We start from the raw sequence: 26,701 nt of genomic DNA, 5'->3' as shown, positions 1-26,701 counted from the left end.
CCTATTTCGGTTACCCAACCAACTTATCCAACATCTCGATAATCTTTTCTTTCTCGCCACTACCATTAGTCATAAATCTCAGTAATGGAATTTCATACAACTCCATAATATGATTTTTCAACAAATCTCTTGAAGCCTGAACAGTATCCTCTTTATGGTATTCATATCCGTCAACCTCAATCGCCAACACAGGCTTTTTACCAATTCTGTTATAAATCAGAAAATCTAAATGTGTTGCTGGATTCATTGCATACTGACATTCCTGCTCATTTAATAGTTCTGGATTCTTAATCAACATATTCAACGGAAAATGACAAACAACATCCAAGCTTGAATACTTGTTAGCGGAGATAATGTCCTCTATCAATGAATACATCAGATTTTCCGAATCATATTCTGATACTTTTTTGTGCTTCTGCAAATATACCCTTCTTTCCTCAGTATACTGCTTGTAAAGGTAATCAAAAATCGAATAAATCTTGCTTTCAGTAACCTCAAAATTATTATACTGAATATAATCAATCAAATCTGTTATATTGCGCTCTTTTGATTGCTCATTTCCAGTTACAACCAGCATCAATTTCTTTTTAGCTCTTGATACAGCAACATTAATTAAATATGGATCATCAGCAAAATCAGATATTTCATCATCCACGGTAGATATAATAATATTCTCTTTCTCCTTTCCCTGAAACTTATGCACTGTGGAAGCATCAATATCTGTTATCTCCTTGCTTAATGCTTCTACCTGATTTTTGTATGGTGCAATAATTCCCGTTTCTTCCGGATTTGAAACATATTTGGGTATAATCTCATTTTTAATAACATCTATCTGGCGCTGGCTATAATGATTACGCTCATGATTTCCCGCTACCGTTTTTACTACCGATAAAACATCCTCTTCACCCTTATCCGTTGTCATAATAATCAATTCACCACGATAGAATTTCTGGTTACAGAAATTTATTATTTTAGGGTGACACCTATAATGTTCCCGCAACAATGTTTGTGTTACGTTTGGCATAACATCCAAAATGGATTGCAGAAAGCTATTTGTATACTGATATCCCTCACTAATATGAAAGCTGTCAAATATAACTTTTGCTTTAACCTTTGTATCATCTTTAACAACATTAGGAAGCTGCTTGGTATCACCCACAATAACAACATTCCTTGCACAGGACAATGCCAATGCACCAGTTGCAATATCTACCTGCGATGCCTCATCCATGATAAGGTAATCATACACCACATCTGAATTCAGACTGTTTCTTGACGAAAATGTTGTACTTAATATAACCGGATACTCAACCAGTACACCATATGGCTCCTTCCACAGATTATCTTCACTAAACATTTTTCTCTTGCTGTTACCTTCATACTTTCTTGCCAGTTTATCTTTTAGGACAACCATTGACTGATTGCATAAATCCTCAAGCAAATTTTTATTAACACTATTTAAATACTTTTCAATATCTGCAATTTCTGCAGACAACTCCGCTTGCTTTGCACGATAATACATTGCCTGAAAGGTTGTAATTATCTTTGAAATATCCTGCTTATAAATGCCCCAATCGGTTACTCCATATTTAAATAAGGCTTTTATCTTAAACCAAAATCCTATTGCCGTTTTTTCTTCTGAAATCAACTGGCAATCCTGCCACAATACCATCCATTGCTTTGAAGATAGCTTTTTCTTGAACTTAATACTATCTGTATGAACATCTGATTCTTTAACATATTGATTGAAATATTCCTGTTCAGTAACCAACTGTGAAAGTTCCTGCCTTAAACACGCCAGTTTTTCCTGCTTATCAAAAACGCTTTTTAACTGACTGGATTGGTCAGCTATTCCCTTTTGCAAAACACTTGAATCTTCTTGCGTTTTCCATGACGAAAAATCTGGATAAGCGGCATCCTGATGCTCAACAAATAATTTCTTATTTTTAGAACTTCCTAATGTCGCAGCAATAAAACCTAAATTGTATTTTGAAGAAGATAATTTTTCATATACATTTTCTGTTGCCGAATTATTATTGGATACTATCTGTACCGTTTTCCCTTGCATTAATATATTGGCAATAATATTCAATATTGTTTGTGTCTTCCCTGTTCCCGGAGGTCCCTGTATAACACTAATCTGATTCTCCATGGCATTTTTTACAGCCTTATACTGACTGTTATTGCATCCAAATGGGAAAATCAGAATGTATTCGCGTCCTGTTCTTTTTCCTTGCAATGATGATGGATTCAAATACTTTGCTAAAGCTACATCACTACCCACAAAAGAAATCTTATCAAACCTCTTAGACAATAATTTTTCACCAGTCTCTTCTTTCTTAAGATTACTCAAACCTGCAATTTGCTTTATATATTCAAATACATTTGATGACTGACTATGAGTAAGACATGATTCCACAATATTTAACTCACTGCGGTGATAATCTCTTTCACTCCCATTGCCAAAACAAATATGCCAATAGGACTCATATCTGCTTCTAAACACATATATTGCTTTAACATCAAAAAACTCGCGTCCTTCTCTGCTAATACGATACATATCAGGATTTAAAACTTCTGGCTCAGTCAATTTTTCCACATTCAAATATGCATAAGAGTATATTTTTCCAGTATTGAATTTTACATCCCATTTTTGAGTATTTCTATTGTAACCACATGACATTATTTCGGATGTCTTTATTTCACCCTTGATAATGACCATATAATATCGTGTATTCATCTATTCCTCACTACTTCTTATCCGCACGCTGATTGCCCTTGAATTCCTTCTCCACATAGCAATGTTCATGCTTACCAACCAACTTATCACCCATATCTACCTTCAATTCTTCTGCAACAGTATGTGCTATTCTCTTTGCCAAGTTACTTTTGATTTCATCGTTTCGTCCCGGCCATAGTTTTACAATCACATGTGGCATATTTTCTCCCTCGCAATCTAATGAAATCTACCATTATCAACCTTATCCATTTCTTCGACTACCTGAATATAATAATCCAGCAACTCATATATCCAATCTTTCAATTCTGTAAATTGATAACCTAATTCCTTCGCCTTATCCGTACATATACTATATTCCGGTTCCCCATTGTATGGTGCATCCTCGCCAGAATTATCAATTATCGCTCTTGCTCCCGTCTTTTCTTCAACATATTCGATAATTTCCTTTATAGAAATCGTACCATCCGAAGCACCATTAATTGCTCCTTTAACATCTTTATCCACCAAAAATGTAAGGAATTTTCCTGCTTCGTCGGAACGAATATAACTCATCTGATAATCAACATTATCAATATTCATTGGAATAGATTTCATAGTATGTTCTACATAGAACAGCAGCCTTTTTGTATAATCATCCTTTCCAATGGCAAATGGATATCTAACGGCAATCCAATTCTTTTCTGGATACTGCTGCCATAACGCACACTCTGCCTGACGCTTTATTTGCTCATAAGGGAATGCTTTTCTATCACACCATATCAGTTCATTTTCAATTCCATCAAAATCTGCCTCAACGGTATTGATATGTTTCGGGTTATACACAGATGTGCTTGACATATAAATATACTTATCACAATCTATAACATCCATCACATACTTAATATCATTTGAGCAATATGCAATTTTATCAATTACTACATCGTAATGAGTACCGCTTAATGCCTCTCGTACACTTTCTTCCTTAGTCCTTTCCAGAAATATCCTTTTAACCTTATCCCCAAATGAATCTGATGCCTTCCCACGTGTTGCAATTGTTACATCATAACCTGCGGTTAAAAGCTCATTAACCATATGTATACCAAAAAATCGTGTTCCACCAATAACTAGAATATTCACTGTTGTGCCTCCCTTGTTTCTATATTTCACCACTTTCAAACGCCTTTTTCACCTGTTCCAAATCGGAATACTTGCCCTTTATTATCTGCAATATTTCTTCATCAGGTTGCCACAAATCCGGAACCATGATTGGCTTACATCCCGCTCTGTAAGCCGATAGTAATCCGTTTTTTGAATCTTCAAGAGCTATACACTCTTCAGGATTTTCATTTAACATTTCACAGGCTTTTATGTAAATGTCCGGCGCTGGCTTAGATTTCTCAACCATATCTCCACAAATAATTGCGGAAAAACAATCTATAATTCCTGCATCATTTAGATGTTTTTCCACTTCCCAACGCGGTGATAAAGAAGCAACTGCCAACTTGGCATTTGCATTTTTCAAATATTCCAACAAGACATACAATCCTTGCTTTAAAGGAACTTTATTATTTTCATAATAGTTTTTTAGAAATTCTTTTGTGTATTTACGCAATTCTTCCTGATTATACCGATCACCAAACTCTTCGTTCCAAATCTCATAAGAGGCAACAATGCTCATGCCTAAAGTTTTATAGACCATATATCCAGCTTTCCAAATACCTATCCTTTCACCAGCATAATCCCAAGCCTTTATAAACACTTTCTCTGTGTCAAACATTAGTCCATCCATATCAAAAATAACATTCATTTTCTTTACTCCTTTTAAAGTTCCATCAACCCGTTTTCGTTAAAGTAATAAATATTCTCTTTTTTATATCCATACTTTGAATCTGGAAATGCTACGTGCGGTTTAAATGTAAAATACTTTACATCGCCAAGCTTGGTCATATTACCTTTTTCAATGTAAACTCTATCACCTTTGGTTTTCACAATGGAATGTCCCAGATTGTCCATAAAATCAAGATTTACAAATCCATTTTCCACTATTAACTTATTCATATGATAGTACAATTTCTCAAAGGTTGTTTCCTTCGTAGCAAAACGTAACAATTCTGCATGTAATTTCTCTTCCATCTGCAGACCGCTTTTCCATTCCAGATTTTCAATCAGCCCTATATCCTCTACAACCTTTCCATTCTCCACAATAATAGTTCTCGCATAATCTCCCCATATATTACCTGCCTGTGGACTTAAATCAATGGTTATAATATCGTTATTTCCTATAACTCTATCCGAAGTTACATACTGCTTACCAGATACAGAAACGTATGTTTCATCTCCTGCAAATACAAATGCACCAACATCCCAATATTAGAACGAATCCGCACCCTCCTCTGTGAAATTATTACTGCAAACTTCAGTAATGAATCATCTACTGTATCATAAAATTTAACTTCTAACATATTTCTTCTCCATCGACACCTATAATCTCATCTTCTAAATTTGCTTTGAAACAAAATGTACAATTTCCTTCTTTGGTTCAAGAATATAAGGTACCAACTCCTGCGGATATACCTTTACATCATTCTTTAAATCCTCAAGTGGAACCCAGCAAAAATCTAAATCAATCCTTTTGTCATCCAGACCATCATAACCATGAAATACTCCATCTAAAGGAATATCATAATTAACGAGATGTACATTATAATATAAACATATCTGATGACATGGTCTTTTACCCCATGGAAAATATATTTCACCAATCGCCAGCAGATTATCTACCTCTATTTTAGTGTGAAGTTCTTCTTCAAATTCCCGCTTCAAAGTTTCTATACTTGTTTCCATTGCTGCTACATGTCCACCTATAATGGAATAATCATCATTCTTAGGACGCTGTAATAGAATTTTTCCATTGCGTATCAATATTCCACCAACTCTGTATGAAAATACAAAATCATCATTCTTAAATAAAATATCCACTTCAAACTCCTTTGCATTTATTTAAACTATTTCAACTCTTCTATCCATTTTCTTCAAAAAAGAAATATTCACTAATATTGTCATTTAAAAATACTTCCAACATCTTATCCATTCCATAAGCAAGTTTTCTCTGCTTCATTTCATCTAATGTCAGCCAGAATACATCCCCTTCTTCAGACGAAGTAACTATTCCTTCAAACTTATCTGTCTTATATAATAACACTATATATCTTGTTTCCTCATCCTTCATCCAGTCTTTTATCCCACAAAGTTTTGGTTCTGAAATTTTCAATCCAGTTTCTTCCCACACTTCGCGTATCACAGCATCTGTAAATGATTCTCCTCTTTCCACATGTCCTCCCGGAAATGTTATTCCAGAGTAATCATCATCCGTCTTATCTTGGACAAGTATCCTATTTTCACTAAACACCATACACATATTAGTCATTATCACTTTTTCTGTTCTTGCCATTCGTAATACCCTTATCCTTCATTTGCTGAATCCATATATATCATTTCAACAATACTGTCTGCATCAATATCAGATGTAATAATTTTTTCATAATTTCTCCTTAATCTTGCTATTACTCTCCCCACAAATAGAGCCAAACTAGAGCCATTTGATAAAACAAATGCCGGAAGCCCGCATAAATACAGGCTTTCGGCATTCTAATCCGTTATTCAAACTCCCTGCAGAGGAACTTATTATCCCTGTGAAGGCTTGATTTCTAGAGCTTTTAATGGCTATTATTCCGCCTTTTATCACAATTATTTTATATTTTCAAAAATTTAAGTATCATATGGGTATCAAAATTCCTATTAAAATCTAGGCACCAAATGATATAACATTCAAGTAATATATTGCTTTACAATATTTACAAAAATAGCAGTTGTATATCTACTCACTAAACTGCATCTTAACTTGTAAAATATTGTTAAACAAAGGTTCATTCCCTATTATTAATATACATAATCGTTCCCTTGCTCTAGATACTCCTTGAAACCAAAGTTTATAAAATATGTAATCAGGATTTGGATGAATTCTTCCCTGTAAATGTCCATCTTCAGTATATTTAAAATTATTATCCATACTAAAAATCACATTGTCAAATTCCTGTCCTATTATATGATGTGTATTTGTATAATTAGAAAGTTTATCTATATCATTACTTTTTATTCTCGATGGCGTATACGATATAAATTTATATTCCTTATTTGTGACATAATGTTCAATTATATTTTTTGCCACTGTATAGTCAAAAGCATATAGAACTTCTATATTGCTATAATCCATATATCTTTTTGGTCGATGTGCTAAATTAATCACGTTTTTAATAAATGACGCAACTTCCTTGTTTGTACGTATTTTTTCAGATAATTTATTTTCACAAAAAAAGCTCAATCTATTTAATTGTTCTGGAATATTTCTATTTTCTTCGGCATATGATAAAACCTGATAATAGTCGTATCCAAAAATACAATGAATATTCAAATCCTGAAATGCCTTAACTATACAATCAAAATCTACTTGATATAACCTTTGCGACTCATCAATCAAAATGCAATCATATTGCCTAATCAAGTTTTCATTACATTCTTTAACTGGAATTATGTCAACTTCTCGTAAAATTGAATTTAATTCAATATGTCCTTGAGAAAGAATGCCCGAATGTATCACACATACCCTCATCATTTGTCCTAATGTTCTTGCAATATCATAGAGCAACAATGTTTTTCCAGTTCCAGCACTGCCTTGAATCCCCCATATTTTGTGTTCTCTATTATCAATTCCGTTAATTATTTTATTCTTAATCTCTTCCTGTTGACCTGTTAAATAATAATTTCCCTCGACAAAAAGCTGTGGTGTATTAATTGGAGAGATCAAATAATCCTTAGCCTTAAATAGGCTCTCAATATTTTCTTTAATAAACGTACCTTTTAAAGAAATTAATTGAGCAATTTCTTCTATATTGCTTTCTAATAATTTGTCTCCATCATATGAATATATCTTACCATTCTCCCCAGAATTAACATAAGTAAAACTATAAATTTTTTTCTTTAAATGTGATAAATAATATCTATTTTTCCTCAACTGATACTCTATTTTGTCCATAGCTATATCATTACTTTTTAATTCAATATTTACAACTACATCATTTTCGAATATTTTTAACAAATCAAACTCTTTTGATATTTGTGGAATAGAAAATCCATAAAAAAATCCATCTAAATCCTCTATGGCTATACCCCAATTCAAAAGTTCATTAACAAATCTTTTCAATGTATCAATTTCAGCATTTTTCAATTGTTTTTTTTCATATGAATTTGTCAATACTTTCTGATAATCAACCCAATTATCCAATTTTGTTCCTTCACATAAAATATATAAATTTACTGAATTCATATTATTAAATTTCTCCTAACCTTTTATTTGCCACTTTAATCATAGTAAATCGCTATTGGATACGAAATTAATACCTTCTCGTCATTTTCTCAATTATTCATCGGTAAAGTATCTATTAATTCTTTTATTGCTGTTGATTTATAAACAATTCCTAATCCTAATACTTCTTCTGTTAAATAATGAGTATTTGTTTCTATCGATTTTAATTGATTATTCCTTATCATAGTAGCAGAAACAATGCCTAATAATTTTATATCTTTTTTACCAACAATTATTTGTCCATTCTTCATATTTTCATATGTCAAATCTATGTAAACCGGACTACCACTTGAACCTGGGAACACCTGTGCGTCAATTATAAATGTTGGATTACCATTATAGTCATATTTAGGATTACTAGCAATCATACCAGTTCGTATCAATGGTAAATTATTTGCCTTATCATATCTATTATCTGGATATCCAACAAAATATACATTTTCAGCTACAGATAATTCTTCTTCATTGAATGTTGCTAACATATCATACGATACAGCTTTATAATATAGTTGTTCAGGCATCATAATAAAAAGTCCTGTACATTCTAAAACAGCAATATCAACATTAGAATCTGGATGCCCTACAATACTATCCTTTATATTTGATATTGGCAAACGTACCCTGTTACCAACATCTGGTTCATTTCCCTTATTTGCAGTAAAAGATATTGCAATTGAATCTGTATTGCACAAAACATGCTTATTAGAGACCAAATATAACTTATATTTATTATCTCCCACAGGTCTTTGTATAAGGAATCCTGTACCAATTGAAAAAATATTTCCAATACTATCTATACACTCAATTCTTAATGTAGTATACATTAATTGCTCAAATATATTATCTAACATTAAATATCTCTCCTTCCATTAAGTTTTATCCATTTTTCAATCAGATAGTTTACAAAAGCTGAGCATGAAACCAACATGTACTTAGCATCTTCACTTGCCACATTAACAAATTCAATGCTTCCATGTCTTATTCCACCTGAATCAGATGTATACCCATACAACTGCTTAAACGCATTTTCCATTGCTGGATGTATATTAATTCCACATTCCTTTAATTTTTTCAATGTATTACCTAATGTTGCCGTTCCACCTGAAGTACCTGTTATAATACTGCACATAGCTTCAACACTACTTATTGATTCTTTTACCGAATTTTCATAATCTGGTTTTTGTCTATCAGAGTATAACTCTAATGCCTTTGTCATATGTTTACTAACAGATTCATATTCCAAGTCAATTGTTTCACTTATTGAATTCAATTCACTTTTACCAATAATCGGTACAACTAATCCATTTAAAATTCTGTATGGAGCAACCTCCTCTTCTAGTATTCGATTAAATTCTAACGTCAGCCTTTGAGTTTTTTCACTATCAGTCAATCTAAGATATTTTTCAATAAAATCATATATTCGATACCATATACCTTCACATTGAACCACATACTTATGCAACTTTTCTGCATTTTCATTTTTGTAGATTTTATTTGCTGGAAATTCGTATTTAATTCCCATTTCCAGCATCATATCTTCTATTCCCGTTGTGTAAGATGTATATTCCGATGTATCATAGTAGTCATACTCTTCCTTATAAAATACATTCCATATACGTTCTCTCAATTGCATGCTTGTGCTTCTCACCCCATTGGGATTTACTCTTAAAACCTTATTTCTTGTCGAAAAAAATTCCATAAAGCGTTAACTCACCCCTCTCTAACAATGCCTAATTAATGCACACAAACCTGACAAGTCTCTATTCTTTCAAATGAGTGTTCTACCTGCAAATCTATCATTTTTAAGTTACTCTCTATATACTCCAACAATTCTGTACCATCCAAATATATATACATCTGTGGTGCTACAAATCCCGGAACATTTTCTCTTAAGTCATCTAATGATATCTGTGATGTTTCCTGAAATCTATCTATTTCCATAGCATACCTATAATGATACTTTTCTATATATTCTTTTATTCGTGTAACGGCATTGCTATCTTCTTTATAGTCTTCCATCCAGTCAGATAGACAATGCCTTTTACCCAAGTATACAACACCGGTGATTGCTTTCACCGGTGAGCTGACATACATGTATGCCATTATAGGTTCGTCTGGAAAATTTCTCCTGTGTTCAAATATCTTCACACCAGATTTTATTTTTTCATAAACATCCGGTCTGAAACTTAATAGCATTTTTCTCAATGTCTGTACCGCCTTATTTCCATTTACATTCAATATTCAGCACTGATGTCGGCATACCAATAAACTGTACATCAAATTTTAAGCTTGGTTCAACCTTTGTACTTGCATTATGAATTCTGAAACTTAATTGCCATCCATTATCCAAAAACATTTCTACTGTATTAGTGCTTCCTGGCTTAAACTCAAGTGCCACAAGTCTTGTAGGTAGCTCTACTACTGGAACAGTAATTGCCGACACCTTATTTTCACTTGGTTTATTTAAAGTATCATGCATATTAAAAGTATGAATTATTGTAAGACGCTTACTATCACGGCTGACAACCTTATAGTAATCCTCTATTCCAATAAGATATTCTATCATCTTACGTGGCATATTCTTATCTTCTTTATATGCTCTATTAACCTCATCCATAAAAGCATGTAATAACGGTACATATACTACTTCGTCTTTGTCATTGATTTCAGACCATCTTGAACCGTTATCCTTTTCATTCTTCAACATATCAAATATTGGTTGAACCGCATCCCAATATGCATCACTACAAGGCATATCAAACCATTCTTTACCAAAATCAAGTTTATGACTTAATCTGCTATGTTTTACGGCATCGTGATTATGTTTGATACTTAATCCTATTTCCCACTCAATATCTTCTCTTCTAATAACAATATCTCTTACATCACCATTTACGCCTGCTCCGTCCTTCTGAAATTCTAATGTCAATTCATCACTACTGCCTTCTGACATTTTAGGTTCCATTTCAAGTACTGTATCAATTGCTGATTCTGCTGATATCATAAATGTCTGCTGCATTTCCTCATCCATAAGAGCCCATGCCTTTTCATTTGCATGCAAGCTAGAATTATCAACTATTCTAGTTTTTCGCATCTCACATAATGCCTTGTAAAGTGTTTTTATCCAAGCATACTCATATGCTCTACCCTGATCATTACTCTTTGTACTCACTTTCTTCTCATTAACCTCCTTTGCATCTATAACCTCATTATCTACAGCAACCTCTGCACCATTACCTTCTAGGTATTTCTTTATCGCAACAGCTATTTCATATGCAAGGTTAACTGGAACAGCATTACCAATCATTTTATATGCTGTATTAGTATCCTCATATATAAATTTGAAATCATCCGGAAATCCCTGTACTCTGGCAACCTCTCTAATTGTCATTCGACGATAAAGATGTTCTTTTCCTTCTACAAATCTGCAATCATTCTGTGCCACTTTAACCATTTTAGGTGCCTGTGGATGAAGCTGACATTGTCTTCCTGATGCCTGAACTGTAAATGCCTGTTCATCCCATGCTTTTACCCTGTTACGACTCATAAATATTGGCGAATATGCTCCAGTATAGTATTCATTGTTATTGATTGCTTCTGGATTATGATGATTTTTCTCTCCTGATGGAACCGCTGTATCTTGCAAATCCCATATAATATCACGAAGAGTGATTTTCTTATCATCATCCTTTGTTGAACCTTTAGGAAATCCAAAATCAATGTTCAAATCCTTCCTGAAACCTATATAAAATACTCTCTTTCTTTCTTCTGCGACTCCGTAATCCTTTGCATTTACAAGGGTAAATGACACATCATATCCTGCATCATCAAAAAGATTTAGAATATTCTGCACCGCTTCTGAATGTCTGTTTGCCAACATTCCGCTTACATTTTCTGCCAAAAAGAACTTAGGTTTGAATTCCTTTAGTATTCTAATATAATCAAAGAACAACTGTCCTCTGGCATCCTTAATTCCCTTTAATGAACCTGCTTCAGACCACGACTGACAAGGTGGTCCACCGATAATTCCGTCAACTTCTCCATTTATAAACTGTTCTATATCTTCTTTTGTTACCTGTCTTATATCACCTTCAATCAGATGAGTATTAGGATGATTGGCTTTAAATGTCGCCCATATTGTTTTATCAAACTCATTTGCAACAGGAATATTAAACCCAGCTCTTTCAAAGCCTAAATCTAATCCACCACATCCACTAAACAAACTAATTATGTTCATGGGTATCCTCTCCTTCATTGTTTTCCTTAATTATTCTGGCAGCTTCTATTAATGCCGTTCTTCTTATAAACTCACTATATGATGAATATGCTTCTAATCTTGCTGCTTCCTTAAACTTATCTAATTCTTCTTCACTCACTCTTATACTGATTGAAATTGATTTTCTCATCTCATTTGTTCCTCCTGCTTCATAAATTTATGATACTTCCTTCGTATGTCAATGTCAATACTTTGTTGCACGAACAGATGTTTTTATTTTGTTCTTTTAGGAACTTTATCAATCATCTTCCCAACACTCTCCAGAAACCTCTCCAACAAGTTAACCCCATCAATTACAAACTGCTTCATAAACTCATACGCCTTTTCCAGCAATTCCTTTAATGTCGTATTTTCTTCTCTAAGCTTCTGGTTCTCATACATCACATCAATAAGTTTCTCCCTGACATCATCAGTTCCACTCTGTCGGAACATATCAAATACACTCTCTGCAATTTTTGTTCTTTCAATCAGTTCACTTTCCTTAGAAGAAAGAAGTTCCAGATTATTCTTTTTATCCGTAATCATATCAGCATATTTTGCATATTCCGTTTCCGCTGCATTAATACTACTCCTGACTGTCTCCAGCCTGTCCTCATCAGCAACTATAACATCCAGATTTCTGCTATGGCGTTGTTCCTGTGTAGCAATCTGATATGATATGCTTGCGTTATTGCTTCTCAGTTTAGTATTTTTCTTCTGCTCTTCATTGTTCTGCTGTTTTATATCAGCAAGCTTCCTACTCTCCTGTGCTACCTTATATTCTGTCACAGACAAGTCATGGTTACGACCCTTTTTCTTCTCTGCCAGCTGTTCCTTGAAATAACATTCAAAACCATAGCTTGCCTCTTCACGCAGTTTATCCTGAAGAATCACTGATAATGTTTGTGGTGTAAACACATTTCTTTTTGATACTTTCTTGGATAAGCCACGCTTTGCTCCTTCCCATACCGGAACGCCTACTACATGCATATGCGGACTGGCTTCATCAAAGTGTATGACTGCATTTGCAATCTTGAACTCCGGCAGTAGCTTTTGCAGGCAGTCAAGAATATAATCAAATACCTCAGACATATAATCTTTATTTTTCCAATGTTCTTCCCAGTATTTCTTGTCCCCGCATTGAAAGATAATCTCAACTGCCATATCCTGATTAAGACCTGCAACATGTTCAAAGTAATCCTTTATCTTTCTGTCTTCTCTTTTCTGTCTGCTGTTATATTCCTTTACCGCATCATCAAATTCTCTGTGATATACCTGCTTAACATCCTGAAACAAATCTGTTGTTCCATATATCAGCCTGATGTTATCTGAGCTGTAATCTGCAGATTTATATTTACGCAGGTTATGCTTTGCGACTCCTGCAAGTGCTTTTTTACTTGTTATCGCACTCTTGCCATTGCTTATATGAGCAGAGTATGATACATTTCCCATAGGCATTTGTCCTTTCTTATTCGTATTTTTCTGTCGGAGCAGTGCGGTTATCATCTTGGCTCTGCCATAGATGATAACCCCCTAGCAGTTTCGTCATGCTGACAAAACTGCGGGGGCTCTCCGAGGGTTTTTGCATCAGCCTTTTAAACCTCATCTGCACTTAAACACACTCTCATTTATCACAATTTCTTCTGCCATCGCTCTTGCCTGATTCCGCAAATACAGCTGCTCCATAAATGTTTTCTTTTTACCCGTCATATGCTTTTTCAACCATGCTGCTTCAATATTGTCCAATCGCTCATATGCTTCTTCATTTACTGCTTCTGCCTGCTTTCTAAGCTGTCCCATTCGTGCCATATGACGATACTCAGAAGGTTTATTTTCTTTCATATACCTAAGCCACATCCGACCATATTTTCCTATATCCGTAAGATTGTATTCTGCTTCATCTACAGATAAAAGAGGATATAAAATCCCATCCACTTCTTTATATTCAACATCTAATTCTTCAAATAATGTCATCGTAATTGTCCTTTCTATTCAAGACCGCAACATCGCAAGGTCTATATATTTTGCAACCTTGCAAGCTTCAAGATTACAAAACCTGACACTTTGCAATGTTGCGATGTTGATTTTTATGCTCTCAAATTCCAGTACCAGTTATTATTGCAACGCTCAGCCTTTATCTTTAGTTCCTTCTTTGCTGTCTCAAGTGTTCTTTTCGATATTCCTTCCTGTGCTGCAAGTTCTATAATCTCTGTACTTAAAATTTTCTGTGTTCTTTCTGCCCGTTCTCTTAAAAATTGCTTTGCCACCTCAAGTTTACTTGCCTTTGGCACCATACCGCCCAGTACTTCATCAGCAGTAATTTCATAATCACCTAACCAATGAAATCCGTCCTCTGCCAATTCAAATGCTTTTGGATGACCAAATGCTGCAAGATTATTCTTTATCTGTATCATTGCCCTGAGGTTACTCTGCCCTTCTATTCTGCCAACAAGCATTACACTCCTTGCCACAGCAAAGAAATCAATGGAACCCATTCCCCTGTAAGCAGCCTTTGCTCCTGAGCCTTTATTCATATGACCGATAAGAACAATGGCACAGCCTGTTCTTTCAGCAATACCTCCAAGCTTCTTCGTCATTTCTCTGGCTTCATTTGCCCGGTTCATATCAGTATCACCGCCAAGATAAGCCTGTATCGGATCAAATATGCACAATTTCGCATTTTCTCTTTTTATGGCTTCCTCTATCCTGTCATCCGTCATACTAACGCTCCTATCAGACTCATCTATGATTGATATTCTGCTACAGTCTGCATTTGCTGCTTCAAGTCTTGGCTTGACTGTATCTGCAAGTCCGTCTTCTGCTGTTTGATATATTACATTTACAGGCTCAGTAATATTCATATTTTCATCTATACATTCTCCCCTTGATAGCTTTGCCGCAATATTTAGTATCAGCGTAGATTTCCCATCACCGGGGTCTCCCTGCACTATTGACAGCTTTCCATAAGGGATAAATGGATACCACAGCCATTTAATCTTCTGTGATTCAACCTCAGAGAGGTGTATCATTTTTAATTCTGTATTTGTTTCCACTGTCTGCCTCACTTTCGTAAATAATCATTGTCTCAAAAGTGGGCTGCTGTTATACTTTAATTGGTGTTTTGGTAACAGAAGCCCGCTTTTGTTATCTGCCGTGGCTTTCCCGATTGCCGTCAGGAAAGCCACTATTTCTGCCAGAGGTATTTTGCTCCATCCAGCATATCCACAACTGCTTTTATCATAGCAAGATAGTCATGCTGCAATTCTTCAATATCTGTATAAGCTTCACCATCAACTGGTGATTCTTTTTCTTTTATCCGTCCTGTTTCTATGATTTCATCATACATTTTGTGAATATCTGCCTGCATCTTCTCAAGCGTCTGCACCAGCATATATACTGTTTCTTTCTTACCTACAACACAGATTCGACCATAAATACAGCATCTTGTAAAAAATGTTTTCTTCATCATTCCACTTGCCTTGATTCTTGCTTCAATTTCACGCCTTTCATAGTCTGATATGCGAAAACTGATTGTCGGATTCTTATGAACTCCACTCACTGAATATCACCTCCATTTCCTGTCCCCGGCACAAATTCTTCATTAAGCTTATCAGCCATCTCAATCTGCTCTGTCGGAAACATATGTGCATAATGAAATGTGATTGTCTGGCTCTCATGTCCAACCCTGTTTCCAATGGCTACCGCTGAAAAACCCAGGCGAATAAGTAAAGAAATGTGCGAATGCCTAAGATCATGAATTCTTATTCTCTTTACTCCTGCCGCTTTAGCTCCCCTGCTCATCTCGTGGTGCAGATATGACTTCGTAATCTGAAATATTCTGTCATCTCTTCCATATCCATACAGCATTCCGATAAACTGTCTTAACTCTTCTACCAGAAAATCAGGAATTACAACATCCCTTCTGCTCTTTTCCGTCTTAGGATCTGTGATGATATCTTCACCATTGATATACTGATAAGACTTTGTGATATGAAGTTTCTTATTCTCAAAATCAATATCTGCCGGTATCAGGGCAAGCAGTTCACCTTCCCTTATTCCGCACCAGTAAAGAATCTGGAACGCATAATAAGATATTGGCTTGTCTTTTACACATTCTATGAACTTGAGATATTCTTCTTTTGTCCAGAAATCCATCTCATCAGCTTTGCCTTTACCAATCGTCCCAGCCTTCTTTACAGGATTTTCTCTCAGATTGTAAAAGCGTACCGCATGATTAAATATGGCTGACAGCTCTGACTGCATTGTTTTCAGATAAGTCGGCTTATAGGGCTTACCGTCTGCCTGTCTCTTCTTGATCATCTCATTCTGCCATTTGATAATATCCGCAGGACTGATTTCATTCATCTTCTTGTCCTTGAAATATGGAATCAACTTCTTCTGAAAAATAACATCCTTTGTACGCCACGTGTTAAGCTTCAGCTTAGGCTTTAAATCTTCCTCATACAGCTTGTAAAAGTCCGCAAACCTCATATCCAGATTTGTTGCCTGCTGCAGCAGAAACTTCTGCTCGTATTCCAATGCCTCCTTTCTCGTCCGAAAGCCACGCTTTAGCTTTCTTTTGTTTTTACCTGTCCAATCGTTGTAGTGGAAGGAGACATACCATGTCCCCTCGCCTCATCCTTGTATGCTGCCATACACTACTCCTTTCCCTTATGCTGTCTTATCACATAAGTCATATACTTTACTGTCAAGATACTTACGGCTGACTCTGCCGGCTCTGACATAAAAGCCTTTAGAAGATAATTCCCTGTTAGCTTCTCTTATTACTTTGTATGCATGAGATACCGATACATCAAGCATCTCAGCAACCTCTTTTGCTGTGTAATATAACTTCTCCATAGTGCATTCACCTCCTCTCCACGGCAATTACCGGTATGTATCAAGCACTTGTATTGGCAGCTACTTATATATAACTCGTTGCAACTATTGTATTTTCTTGTCTTATATTTTAAAAGGGACAAACCCGACCCTTTTTCTCAGATAAGGGTACAATAGCGGTTTTTTTACAAATATTGCAGCCCCCTGTCTCTTGATTACATCATTCATTCTAATTCAAATCATGAATTTGCTAAATATTCTCTCATGGACTTTTTTCGTAAAAACATATTCTCTGGCGGACTTTTTATTTCTGTGTTATAAAGTCTACCGCAAACCATATTTTTACGGAAGAGACACCACTGGCGTATTTTCACTAATTTGCACCAGTTTTTGGTGCTTCATATAATTGGGATAATTTTTGAAAATATAAAGAAATGTGATAATAGAAAATACCTCTGACACATCTGCTCAGTACTCTTAAATATCTGTGGTACTACGAAAACAGGTATCATATAGGTATCACAATAAAAGAAAAAGCTCCATAAATGGCTTGTTTACGCCATTTATGAAGCTCTGTTTACTACTCAAACTCAATCGTTCCAGGTGGCTTACTAGTCAGGTCATAGAATACCCTATTAACCCCACGCACCTCGTTTATAATTCTACTCATAACTGTCTGGAGTACCTCAAATGGTATCTCGGCACTTTCGGCTGTCATAAAGTCAATTGTATTGACTGCACGAAGTGCAACTGCGTAGTCATAAGTTCTTTCATCACCCATAACACCAACTGAACGCATATTAGTGAGGGCTGCAAAGTACTGGTTTGGCATCCAGGCTGGTGCCTTGCCATTTTCTTTCTTGTAGGCTTCTACTGCCTTGTCTACTTCTTCACGGTAGATGTAATCAGCATCCTGTACGATACGCACCTTGTCGCCTGTTACTTCGCCGATAATTCTTATTCCAAGTCCTGGACCTGGGAATGGCTGACGGAACACAAGATGTTCTGGTATGCCAAGTTCAAGACCAGCCTTACGTACTTCATCCTTGAATAAATCACGGAGTGGCTCAATAATCTCCTTGAAATCAACGAAATCTGGAAGACCTCCTACATTGTGATGTGACTTGATTACCGCTGATTCACCGCCAAGTCCACTCTCTACAACGTCTGGATATATAGTTCCCTGTGCAAGGAAGTCAACTGCACCAATCTTCTTGGCTTCTTCCTCAAACACACGAATGAACTCTTCACCGATTATCTTTCTCTTAGCCTCTGGTTCAGTAACACCTGCAAGCTTAGAGTAATATCTTTCCTGTGCATTTACCCTTATAAAGTTAAGGTCAAACTGTCCTTCTGGACCGAATACGCTTTCAACCTCATCGCCCTCGTTCTTACGAAGAAGACCATGGTCTACGAATACGCATGTAAGCTGCTTTCCGATAGCTCTTGAAAGAAGACCTGCTGCCACTGATGAATCAACTCCACCAGAAAGTGCAAGTAATACTTTACCATCGCCAACCTTTTCACGTATTTCCTTAATAGTATTCTCTACAAATGCATCCATTTTCCAGGTTCCAGCACATCCGCATACTCCACGCACAAAGTTGTGAAGCATCTTAGTACCTTCCTGTGTATGAAGAACTTCTGGATGGAACTGGATTGCATAGAGGTTCTTTTCTGAACACTCTGCTGCTGCCACTGGACAGTCTGCTGTATGTGCAATTATCTTAAATCCTGGAGCAACCTGTGAAATGTAGTCAAAATGGCTCATCCACACGATAGTCTTTTCTGAAACATCTCCAAATAAAGCACTGCTCTTATCAACAAATGTCTCTGTCTTTCCATACTCTCTTACTGGAGCTTTCTCAACCTTGCCGCCAAGAACGTGCTGCATAAGCTGAGCACCATAACATAATCCAAGCACTGGAACACCAAGTTCAAAAAGCTCTTTAGTACAAGTAGGTGAACCTTCTTCATAGCAGCTATTCGGACCACCTGTAAGGATAATTCCTTTAGGGTTCATCGCCTTAATCTGCTCAAGAGGTGTTTTGTAAGAATATATCTCACAATATACGTTACATTCACGGACACGACGTGCAACTAACTGGTTGTACTGTCCGCCAAAGTCAATAACTATAACCTTTTCCTGATTCATATTGTCCCTTTCCTAATCATAAGTTTGCGTTGAAGATATATTTTATATGCATTTCTATACTTTAATCAGCCAATCATAAAAAATATACAGACACAATATGCATATATAAATAATATGCACATATATAACATACACATATATAATATACACATATATAACATATACATATACATATACATATACATATACATATACATATACATATACATATATAATATTATAATATATACATATAACACACATATATTAATTAGATATTTTACATAACAATTTTTTATATCAATTTACAGCTTTTATTGTTTTATATTTCTTTCCATTGCTTTTAAAGTATATATCAGTATATATAACACATCTACAACTCATATATACATTTATTATAGTAAACAAGCGGTATAATGACAAGCATATTCTTCAATCTTTATTACAATCCCATACAACACAACCTCGTGTTATTAATCTGTTGTATGCTTATACCGCTTAATTTCAGATTTATACAGCTTTATATTTCCATAAGGAACTCGTCTACATATTTCCTCATATCGTCAAATTCTGCATTAACCTCAGGTACATCAGACTTAAAATTCAGCAGTTTATATACATAACCTTGTTCCTTGGCCTGTCTATAACTTTCTTTATACACAAGTTCAAAAAGCAGTGATATATGCCCTACTATATGGTCAACTGCACTCCTTCTTACACTTTTAAGTACTGTTTCCTTCTTATAAAAGCTCTCAAGTACCTCTTTGGTTATAATTCCATTCTTAAGCTCCTCTGTTGTTACATCATATATAATCTCCATAGGAATATCTGCATTTACCTTAAATATGTCAACCTTATCTGCATCACGCAGTATATCACAAAACATACGCTGTCTTTCGGTGAGGTCTTCTTTTACACGATACTTATTATGCTGTCTTATTGCCATTTCAAGAAGTCCTGTATCTTTATTGTGGTACTCATTGTTTTTTATTATCTGCTCATCATCGACAGCCGTTGCATCATTATTAACTAAGAATTCTTTAGTTTTCCGTTCTTCCTGACAATAATCAGACTGATTATCCGATTGTGCAAGCTCACATTCTTCATAATACCCTTCTGCAAACTTCCTTATAAGACCTTCCTTAAACAGTAGGTCTGCCCCGAATTCTGCATGGTCTACTGACTGGACATCATTAAATGTACCGAAACGCCTTATCTGCTCAAATCTTCCTATGTCGTGTAACATTCCAAGAAGCCACGCAATATCCACATCCGGTTCACTTAAACCTAATGATTCTGCAATTCTTTGACACAATCCTGCTACTCTGTATGTATGATCTATCTTAAGCTTTATCTTTTCATCTGATGGGTCATAATTTCTTACATACTCTGCAAATGCATTGATAACATTTTCCCTGTTAATAACTGGTTTGTTAATACTTTCCACAACATCAATAAGTCCATTAAGGTCAGCACATACCATATATGTAAGCTTCCTGATATCATCATCTATTGCTATTGTATCGGGAATATGAACAACTCTCATATCTGCCGCATATCCAGCCTTAATGCCATTAATGCTGTCCTCAACTACTACTGCCTCTGACGGATTTACGCCTATTGCCTTAGCCGCACGAAGGAATATATCTGGTTCTGGCTTTCCATGTTCGACTTCATCTCCATATACAACCGCATCAAGATAATCCCACACTCCTATTTCATGAAGTGTTTTCTCAGCACTTTCACGCCTTGTTGATGTAGCAACTGCACACTTTAATCCATTATTTCTTATATATTCAAATATGTCCTTTACGCCCTTTTTAACAGGAATACCTTCTGTTTCCCTTATCTTGTATACATGCTGTGTTCTAAGCTCCTTCGCTTCCCAATAATCTATCACACCCTTGTAATAATCATCAAAGAACTTGCAGCAAAGCTCTGCCGGAGCACCCTTAAAGCTGTCTATAAGCCACATAGGCATATCCACTCCAAGCTGCCCTGCCGCCCATAGCCAGCCCTCATTAGACTGTCTTTCTGAATCTATAAGAACGCCATCCATATCAAATATAATGCCTGATACCATTTTTCTTCTCCTAGCAATCAAATGTCGTATTTTTACACTTTATATTATTTAAAGTAACTATAAAAGATATGTTTTTATAATTTATAACACTGACCAGCACCTGCAATTTTCAAATTTACCAATTTAGATATTTTAAACATCTTCTATCATTGAACTTTCATCCACAATGCCGTCATCTGCACCATCCTTATAAATACTTCTTAACATACTGTCCCGTATAAGACTTCTTAACCTTGGCAACCTCTTCTGGTGTACCCTTTGCAATAACTGTACCACCTCTGTCGCCGCCTTCTGGTCCCATATCTATAATATAATCGGCTGTTTTGATAACATCAAGATTATGCTCGATAACAACAACAGTGTTACCGCCCTCCGCAAGCTTATGAAGTATATCAACAAGCTTGTGGACATCTGCAAAATGAAGTCCTGTTGTAGGCTCATCAAGAATGTATATAGTCTTTCCTGTACTTCTTTTTGAAAGCTCTGTAGCAAGCTTTATTCTCTGTGCCTCTCCACCTGAAAGCTCTGTAGATGGCTGTCCTAACTTAATGTATGAAAGTCCAACGTCATTAAGAGTTTCTATTTTTCTTCTGACTGATGGCACATTTTCAAAGAAATCAACTGCATCCTCAACTGTCATATCAAGTACATCATATATGCTCTTTCCCTTATACTTAACTTCAAGTGTTTCCCTGTTATAACGCTTTCCGTCACACACTTCACAAGGAACATATACATCAGGCAGGAAATGCATTTCTATCTTGATAATACCATCTCCGGAACAAGCCTCACAACGTCCTCCCTTTACATTAAAGCTGAAACGTCCTTTGTTATAACCTCTTTCCTTAGCATCTGTTGTTGAAGCAAAAAGATCCCTTATCATATCAAATACACCCGTATATGTCGCAGGATTAGAACGTGGAGTTCTTCCTATTGGCGACTGGTCAATATCTATAACCTTATCAAGCTGCTCGATTCCTATAATATCATCATGGTCACCAGCGATACATCTTGCACGGTTTAAAGACTTAGCAAGGTGCTTATACAGAATTTCATTCACTAGGGAACTCTTTCCTGAACCCGATACACCTGTTACACATGTAAATACTCCAAGTGGTATATCAACATCAATATTTTTAAGATTATTCTCCCTTGCACCCTTAACAGTTATCCAGCCTGTCGGCTTTCTTCTCTTAGCCGGCACTGGAATCTTGATTCTTCCGCTAAGATATGCACCTGTAAGCGAATCCTTGAATGCCATAATATCAGCTGCTGTTCCTGTCGCAACAACTTCTCCACCATTACGTCCGGCACCCGGTCCTATATCAACAATATAATCTGCGGCACGCATAGTATCTTCATCGTGTTCAACCACAATAACTGAGTTACCAAGGTCACGCAAATGTATAAGTGTCCCAAGCAGCTTGTCGTTATCTCTCTGATGAAGTCCGATACTTGGCTCATCAAGTATATAAGCCACACCAACAAGTCCTGAACCTATCTGTGTCGCAAGTCTTATTCTCTGTGCCTCTCCTCCTGAAAGCGTACCTGTAGCTCTTGATAATGAAAGATAATCAAGTCCTACATCCATAAGAAACTGTATTCTTGCCTTAATCTCCTTAAGTATCTCTGCACCGATAAACTTCTGTCTGTCTGTAAGTTCAAGCTCATCTAAAAACTTCTTTAACTTAACAATAGACATATCTGTAATCTGATATATATTCTTATCTGCTATCGTAACAGCAAGAGATGATGGCTTTAATCTCTGTCCGTGGCAGGACTTACAAGGTCTTATGCGCATGAATTCCTCATACTGCTGCTTTGCACTGTCTGAGTAAGTTTCCCTGTATCTTTTCTCCATATTATGGATAAGGCCTTCAAATGCTATATCGTATTCTCCAACGCCTCTCTGGCCTTTGTAATGCACTTTAACACTTCTGCCCTTAGTACCATTTATAATCATATCCTTAATATCATCTGGATAATCCTTAAATGGTGTTGATAAACTGAAGTTATATTCCTTTGCAAGTGCACTCATAATAGCCCTTGAAAAGCTGCCCTCATCCTTTACAGACTGCCATCCCATACCAACTATAGCTCCCTCATCGATGCTTAATGAATCATCTGGTATAAGAAGCTCTGCATCAAAATTCATTGTATAACCAAGTCCGTAACAATCAGGACACGCACCAAATGGATTGTTGAACGAAAAGCTTCTTGGCTCTATCTCATCTATGCTTATGCCACAATCCGGACACGAAAAGCTCTGTGAAAAGTTAATCGGCTCACCATCTATAACATCAACTGTCATAAGTCCCTCTGCAAGCTTAAGTGCTGTTTCTATTGAGTCTGTAAGTCTTTTGTTAATTCCATCTTTAACTACAAGACGGTCAACAACAATTTCTATATTATGCTTCTTGTTCTTATCAAGATTTATCTCATCTGTAAGCTCATACATATTGCCATCAGCAATAACTCTTACATAACCACTCTTTTTAGCCTGTTCAAAAAGCTTCTTATGTTCACCTTTTCTTCCTCTTACAACTGGAGCTAATATCTGTATCTTTGTTCTTTCTGGAAGCTCCATAATAGTATCAACCATCTGGTCTACAGTCTGCTTGTTGATTACTTTGCCACACTTTGGACAATGTGGTGTACCTATTCTTGCATATAATAATCTGAAATAATCATATATCTCTGTAACAGTTCCAACTGTTGAACGTGGATTTCTGTTAGTTGACTTCTGGTCTATGGAAATAGCTGGTGAAAGTCCTTCTATGCTCTCTACCGCCGGCTTTTCCATCTGTCCTAAGAATTGCCTTGCATATGAAGATAATGACTCCATATATCTTCTCTGACCTTCTGCATATATAGTGTCAAAGGCAAGACTTGACTTACCAGAACCAGACAGACCCGTAAGTACTACAAGACTGTCCCTTGGTATATCTACATCAATATTTTTAAGATTATGCTCGCTTGCACCTCTTATTCTTATATAATTCCTGTAATCGCCTTTTTCCATATTCTATTTTCTCCGTTATTTCTTCTTTCTTAATCCTTAATCGTCTCAGGTACATAAATCTTTTTCTGTAATCAGCAGCTGCTTTTTATAATTCTGACTGCGTAATATTGCTTTTGAACTTATAGCCTCACCTGGTATAATAGCTATTAATTCTATCTGCCTGACTTCTTATCCTCATAAATATACTTATTAATCTCGATCATCTTATCACGAAGCATAGCCGCCTGTTCAAAGTCAAGCTCTGCTGCAGCCTTACGCATATTTTTCTCAATCTGCTTCTTAACCTTTTCAAGATCTTTAATGCTCATAGATTCATAATCTACATCAAGCCTTCCATTTGAATTATCTGCTTCTGCTGCCTTAGATATACTTATAAGATCTCTTACTGCCTTCTTTATAGTCTGAGGGGTTATTCCGTGTACCTCATTGTACTCCTGCTGTATCTTTCTACGTCTTTCCGTCTCAGATATAGCCTTTTCCATAGACTCTGTTATAGTATCTGCATACATAATAACGTGTCCATCTGCATTTCTGGCAGCTCGTCCTATCGTCTGGATAAGTGAAGTCTCTGTTCTTAAGAAGCCCTCTTTATCAGCATCAAGAATAGCCACAAGACTTATCTCTGGAATATCAAGTCCCTCTCTAAGCAGATTGATACCAACAAGCACATCGAATCCGTCAAGTCGCATATCCCTTATAATCTTCTGTCGCTCTAGTGTATCAATATCCGCATGAAGATACTTGACTCTTATGCCGACTTCCTTAAGATAATCTGTGAGATCCTCTGCCATACGCTTGGTAAGTGTAGTTACAAGTATCTTATTCTTTTTCTCAACTTCCTTATTAATCTCACTTATAAGATCATCTATCTGACCCTCTATTGGTCTGACTGTTATCTCTGGATCAAGAAGTCCTGTAGGCCTTATAATCTGCTCTGCCCTCATAAGTTCATGTTCTTCCTCATACCTGCTAGGCGTAGCAGATACAAAAAGCATCTGTGATATCTTGCTCTCAAACTCCTGAAAATTAAGCGGTCTGTTATCCTTCGCTGATGGAAGCCTGAAGCCATAATCAACAAGTGTCGTCTTTCTTGCCTGATCGCCTGCATACATTCCCCTTATCTGTGGAATAGTTATATGTGATTCATCAACAATTATCATAAAATCATCTGGAAAATAATCCATAAGCGTATATGGCGGACACCCTGCCGGAAGCCCTGCTAAATGTCTTGAATAATTCTCAATACCTGAACAGAAGCCTGTTTCCTGCATCATCTCTATATCAAAGTTCGTTCGTTCTTCTATTCTCTGTGCCTCAAGAAGTTTATCCTCACTCTTGAAATACTCTATTCTCTCTGCAAGCTCTTTCTTAATATTCTCAATCGCCTTTTCCATCTTCTCTTTTTCAACAACATAATGTGAATTAGGAAATATAGCAACATGGTCAAGGTTACATTTAACCTCACCGGTAAGAGAATCAATCTCGCTTATCCTGTCTATCTCATCACCAAAAAACTCTACTCTCACAGCATCTCCACTGGAAGCTGACGGATATATCTCTACAACATCTCCCCTTACCCTGAATGTTCCTCTTTTAAAATCCTGGTCATTGCGCATATACTGTATATCTATAAGCTTTCTTATCATTTCATCCCTGTCTTTTTCCATACCTGGACGAAGTGAGATAACCATATTCTTATAATCAATAGGTGCACCAAGACCATATATACACGAAACTGATGCTACTATAATAACATCATCTCTCTCTGACAATGCCGCTGTTGCTGAATGTCTTAACTTATCTATCTCGTCATTAATCGAAGAATCCTTGGCTATATAAGTATCGCTCTGTGGCACATAAGCCTCTGGCTGATAATAATCATAATAGGATACAAAATACTCTACTGCATTCTCAGGAAAGAACTCTTTCATCTCAGAGTACAGCTGAGCTGCTAATGTTTTATTATGACTGATTATAAGAGTAGGCTTCTGTACATGCTGTATTATGTTCGCCATAGTAAATGTCTTACCAGAGCCTGTAACACCGACAAGTGTCTCGAACTGATTACCCTCTTCAAATCCCTGCACAAGCTTCTCTATTGCACGGGGCTGATCTCCTGTCGGTTTATAAGGAGCGTGTAACTTGAATTCCATAACAATTCTCCCTTCGTTAATCTATAGTAAAATAGTCAACAACAATATTATTTAATAGTATTTACCTTATATAT

Annotated in this window: 23 protein-coding genes and 1 pseudogene; all 24 read right to left on the bottom strand. The window is 36.0% G+C overall.

Annotated features, from left to right (window positions below; genetic code table 11):
• Positions 1–10: 10 nt before the first annotated feature.
• Positions 11–2,740 carry an AAA domain-containing protein gene (locus WMO14_RS05065; protein WP_349153387.1) on the bottom strand — a complete coding sequence of 910 codons (2,730 nt, stop codon included), beginning with the start codon at positions 2,738–2,740 and terminating at the stop codon, positions 11–13.
• Positions 2,741–2,750: 10 nt separating this feature from the next.
• The gene (locus WMO14_RS05060) at positions 2,751–2,939 is read right to left on the bottom strand and encodes a tautomerase family protein (protein WP_278951457.1); all 189 of its coding nucleotides are present in this window, start codon (positions 2,937–2,939) and stop codon (positions 2,751–2,753) included.
• Positions 2,940–2,956: 17 nt separating this feature from the next.
• Positions 2,957–3,856 carry an NAD-dependent epimerase/dehydratase family protein gene (locus WMO14_RS05055; RefSeq protein WP_349153386.1) on the bottom strand — a complete coding sequence of 300 codons (900 nt, stop codon included), beginning with the start codon at positions 3,854–3,856 and terminating at the stop codon, positions 2,957–2,959.
• A gap of 19 nt (positions 3,857–3,875) precedes the next feature.
• Positions 3,876–4,526 (bottom strand): HAD family hydrolase, encoded by a 651-nt coding sequence (locus WMO14_RS05050; protein ID WP_349153385.1) that lies wholly within the window; start codon positions 4,524–4,526, stop codon positions 3,876–3,878.
• Between the two features lie 14 nt (positions 4,527–4,540).
• A complete protein-coding gene (locus WMO14_RS05045) occupies positions 4,541–4,978 on the bottom strand; it encodes a M24 family metallopeptidase (protein ID WP_349153461.1) in 438 nt (145 codons plus the stop codon).
• Positions 4,979–5,016: 38 nt separating this feature from the next.
• On the bottom strand, positions 5,017–5,181 hold the full coding sequence (locus WMO14_RS05040; protein ID WP_349153384.1) for a hypothetical protein: 165 nt from the start codon (positions 5,179–5,181) through the stop codon (positions 5,017–5,019).
• A 34-nt stretch (positions 5,182–5,215) separates the two neighbouring features.
• On the bottom strand, positions 5,216–5,698 hold the full coding sequence (locus tag WMO14_RS05035; RefSeq protein ID WP_118344900.1) for an NUDIX hydrolase: 483 nt from the start codon (positions 5,696–5,698) through the stop codon (positions 5,216–5,218).
• 40 nt (positions 5,699–5,738) lie between these two features.
• Complete coding sequence (locus tag WMO14_RS05030; protein WP_349153383.1) at positions 5,739–6,170, bottom strand: 8-oxo-dGTP diphosphatase; 432 nt, start codon at positions 6,168–6,170, stop codon at positions 5,739–5,741.
• A gap of 426 nt (positions 6,171–6,596) precedes the next feature.
• A complete protein-coding gene (locus WMO14_RS05025) occupies positions 6,597–8,102 on the bottom strand; it encodes a DNA/RNA helicase domain-containing protein (protein ID WP_349153382.1) in 1,506 nt (501 codons plus the stop codon).
• Between the two features lie 89 nt (positions 8,103–8,191).
• On the bottom strand, positions 8,192–8,992 hold the full coding sequence (locus WMO14_RS05020; RefSeq protein ID WP_118615438.1) for a S1 family peptidase: 801 nt from the start codon (positions 8,990–8,992) through the stop codon (positions 8,192–8,194).
• Positions 8,992–9,840, bottom strand: coding sequence for an AbiJ-NTD4 domain-containing protein (locus WMO14_RS05015; protein ID WP_349153381.1), 849 nt, complete (start codon positions 9,838–9,840; stop codon positions 8,992–8,994). Before WMO14_RS05015 ends, WMO14_RS05020 begins: the two co-directional genes overlap by 1 nt.
• 35 nt (positions 9,841–9,875) lie before the next feature.
• Positions 9,876–10,244, bottom strand: coding sequence for a hypothetical protein (locus WMO14_RS05010; RefSeq protein ID WP_349153380.1), 369 nt, complete (start codon positions 10,242–10,244; stop codon positions 9,876–9,878).
• Between the two features lie 115 nt (positions 10,245–10,359).
• A complete protein-coding gene (locus WMO14_RS05005) occupies positions 10,360–12,378 on the bottom strand; it encodes a HaeIII family restriction endonuclease (RefSeq protein ID WP_349153379.1) in 2,019 nt (672 codons plus the stop codon).
• Positions 12,365–12,547 (bottom strand): ribbon-helix-helix protein, CopG family, encoded by a 183-nt coding sequence (locus WMO14_RS05000; RefSeq protein WP_055173939.1) that lies wholly within the window; start codon positions 12,545–12,547, stop codon positions 12,365–12,367. Before WMO14_RS05000 ends, WMO14_RS05005 begins: the two co-directional genes overlap by 14 nt.
• Positions 12,548–12,630: 83 nt before the next feature.
• A complete protein-coding gene (locus tag WMO14_RS04995) occupies positions 12,631–13,848 on the bottom strand; it encodes a plasmid recombination protein (protein WP_349153378.1) in 1,218 nt (405 codons plus the stop codon).
• Positions 13,849–13,998: 150 nt separating this feature from the next.
• Entirely contained in the window at positions 13,999–14,370 is a 372-nt protein-coding gene (locus WMO14_RS04990; protein WP_349153377.1) for a TnpV protein, read from the bottom strand.
• 113 nt (positions 14,371–14,483) lie between these two features.
• Positions 14,484–15,425, bottom strand: a complete 942-nt coding sequence (locus WMO14_RS04985) for an AAA family ATPase (RefSeq protein WP_349153460.1) — start codon at positions 15,423–15,425, stop codon at positions 14,484–14,486.
• Between the two features lie 155 nt (positions 15,426–15,580).
• Positions 15,581–15,955, bottom strand: coding sequence for a plasmid mobilization protein (locus tag WMO14_RS04980; RefSeq protein ID WP_349153376.1), 375 nt, complete (start codon positions 15,953–15,955; stop codon positions 15,581–15,583).
• Positions 15,952–17,051 (bottom strand): annotated as a pseudogene (locus tag WMO14_RS04975) (site-specific integrase). The gene WMO14_RS04980 and the pseudogene WMO14_RS04975 overlap by 4 nt, the downstream one beginning before the upstream one ends.
• A 16-nt stretch (positions 17,052–17,067) precedes the next feature.
• On the bottom strand, positions 17,068–17,256 hold the full coding sequence (locus WMO14_RS04970; RefSeq protein ID WP_021923573.1) for a helix-turn-helix domain-containing protein: 189 nt from the start codon (positions 17,254–17,256) through the stop codon (positions 17,068–17,070).
• Between the two features lie 559 nt (positions 17,257–17,815).
• Positions 17,816–19,390, bottom strand: a complete 1,575-nt coding sequence (gene guaA / locus WMO14_RS04965) for a glutamine-hydrolyzing GMP synthase (RefSeq protein WP_022204477.1) — start codon at positions 19,388–19,390, stop codon at positions 17,816–17,818.
• Between the two features lie 499 nt (positions 19,391–19,889).
• Positions 19,890–21,452 carry an HAD-IA family hydrolase gene (locus tag WMO14_RS04960; protein WP_349153375.1) on the bottom strand — a complete coding sequence of 521 codons (1,563 nt, stop codon included), beginning with the start codon at positions 21,450–21,452 and terminating at the stop codon, positions 19,890–19,892.
• A 187-nt stretch (positions 21,453–21,639) separates the two neighbouring features.
• On the bottom strand, positions 21,640–24,474 hold the full coding sequence (uvrA, locus tag WMO14_RS04955; protein ID WP_349153374.1) for an excinuclease ABC subunit UvrA: 2,835 nt from the start codon (positions 24,472–24,474) through the stop codon (positions 21,640–21,642).
• A gap of 152 nt (positions 24,475–24,626) precedes the next feature.
• The gene (gene uvrB / locus WMO14_RS04950; RefSeq protein WP_349153373.1) at positions 24,627–26,627 is read right to left on the bottom strand and encodes an excinuclease ABC subunit UvrB; all 2,001 of its coding nucleotides are present in this window, start codon (positions 26,625–26,627) and stop codon (positions 24,627–24,629) included.
• Between the last annotated feature and the right edge of the window lie 74 nt (positions 26,628–26,701).

Origin of the sequence: Lachnospira rogosae (ex Hitch et al. 2025), assembly GCF_040096455.1 — a bacterium.
Lineage (GTDB): Bacteria > Bacillota > Clostridia > Lachnospirales > Lachnospiraceae > Lachnospira > Lachnospira rogosae.
This window is presented reverse-complemented; position numbering and strand designations above follow the sequence as displayed.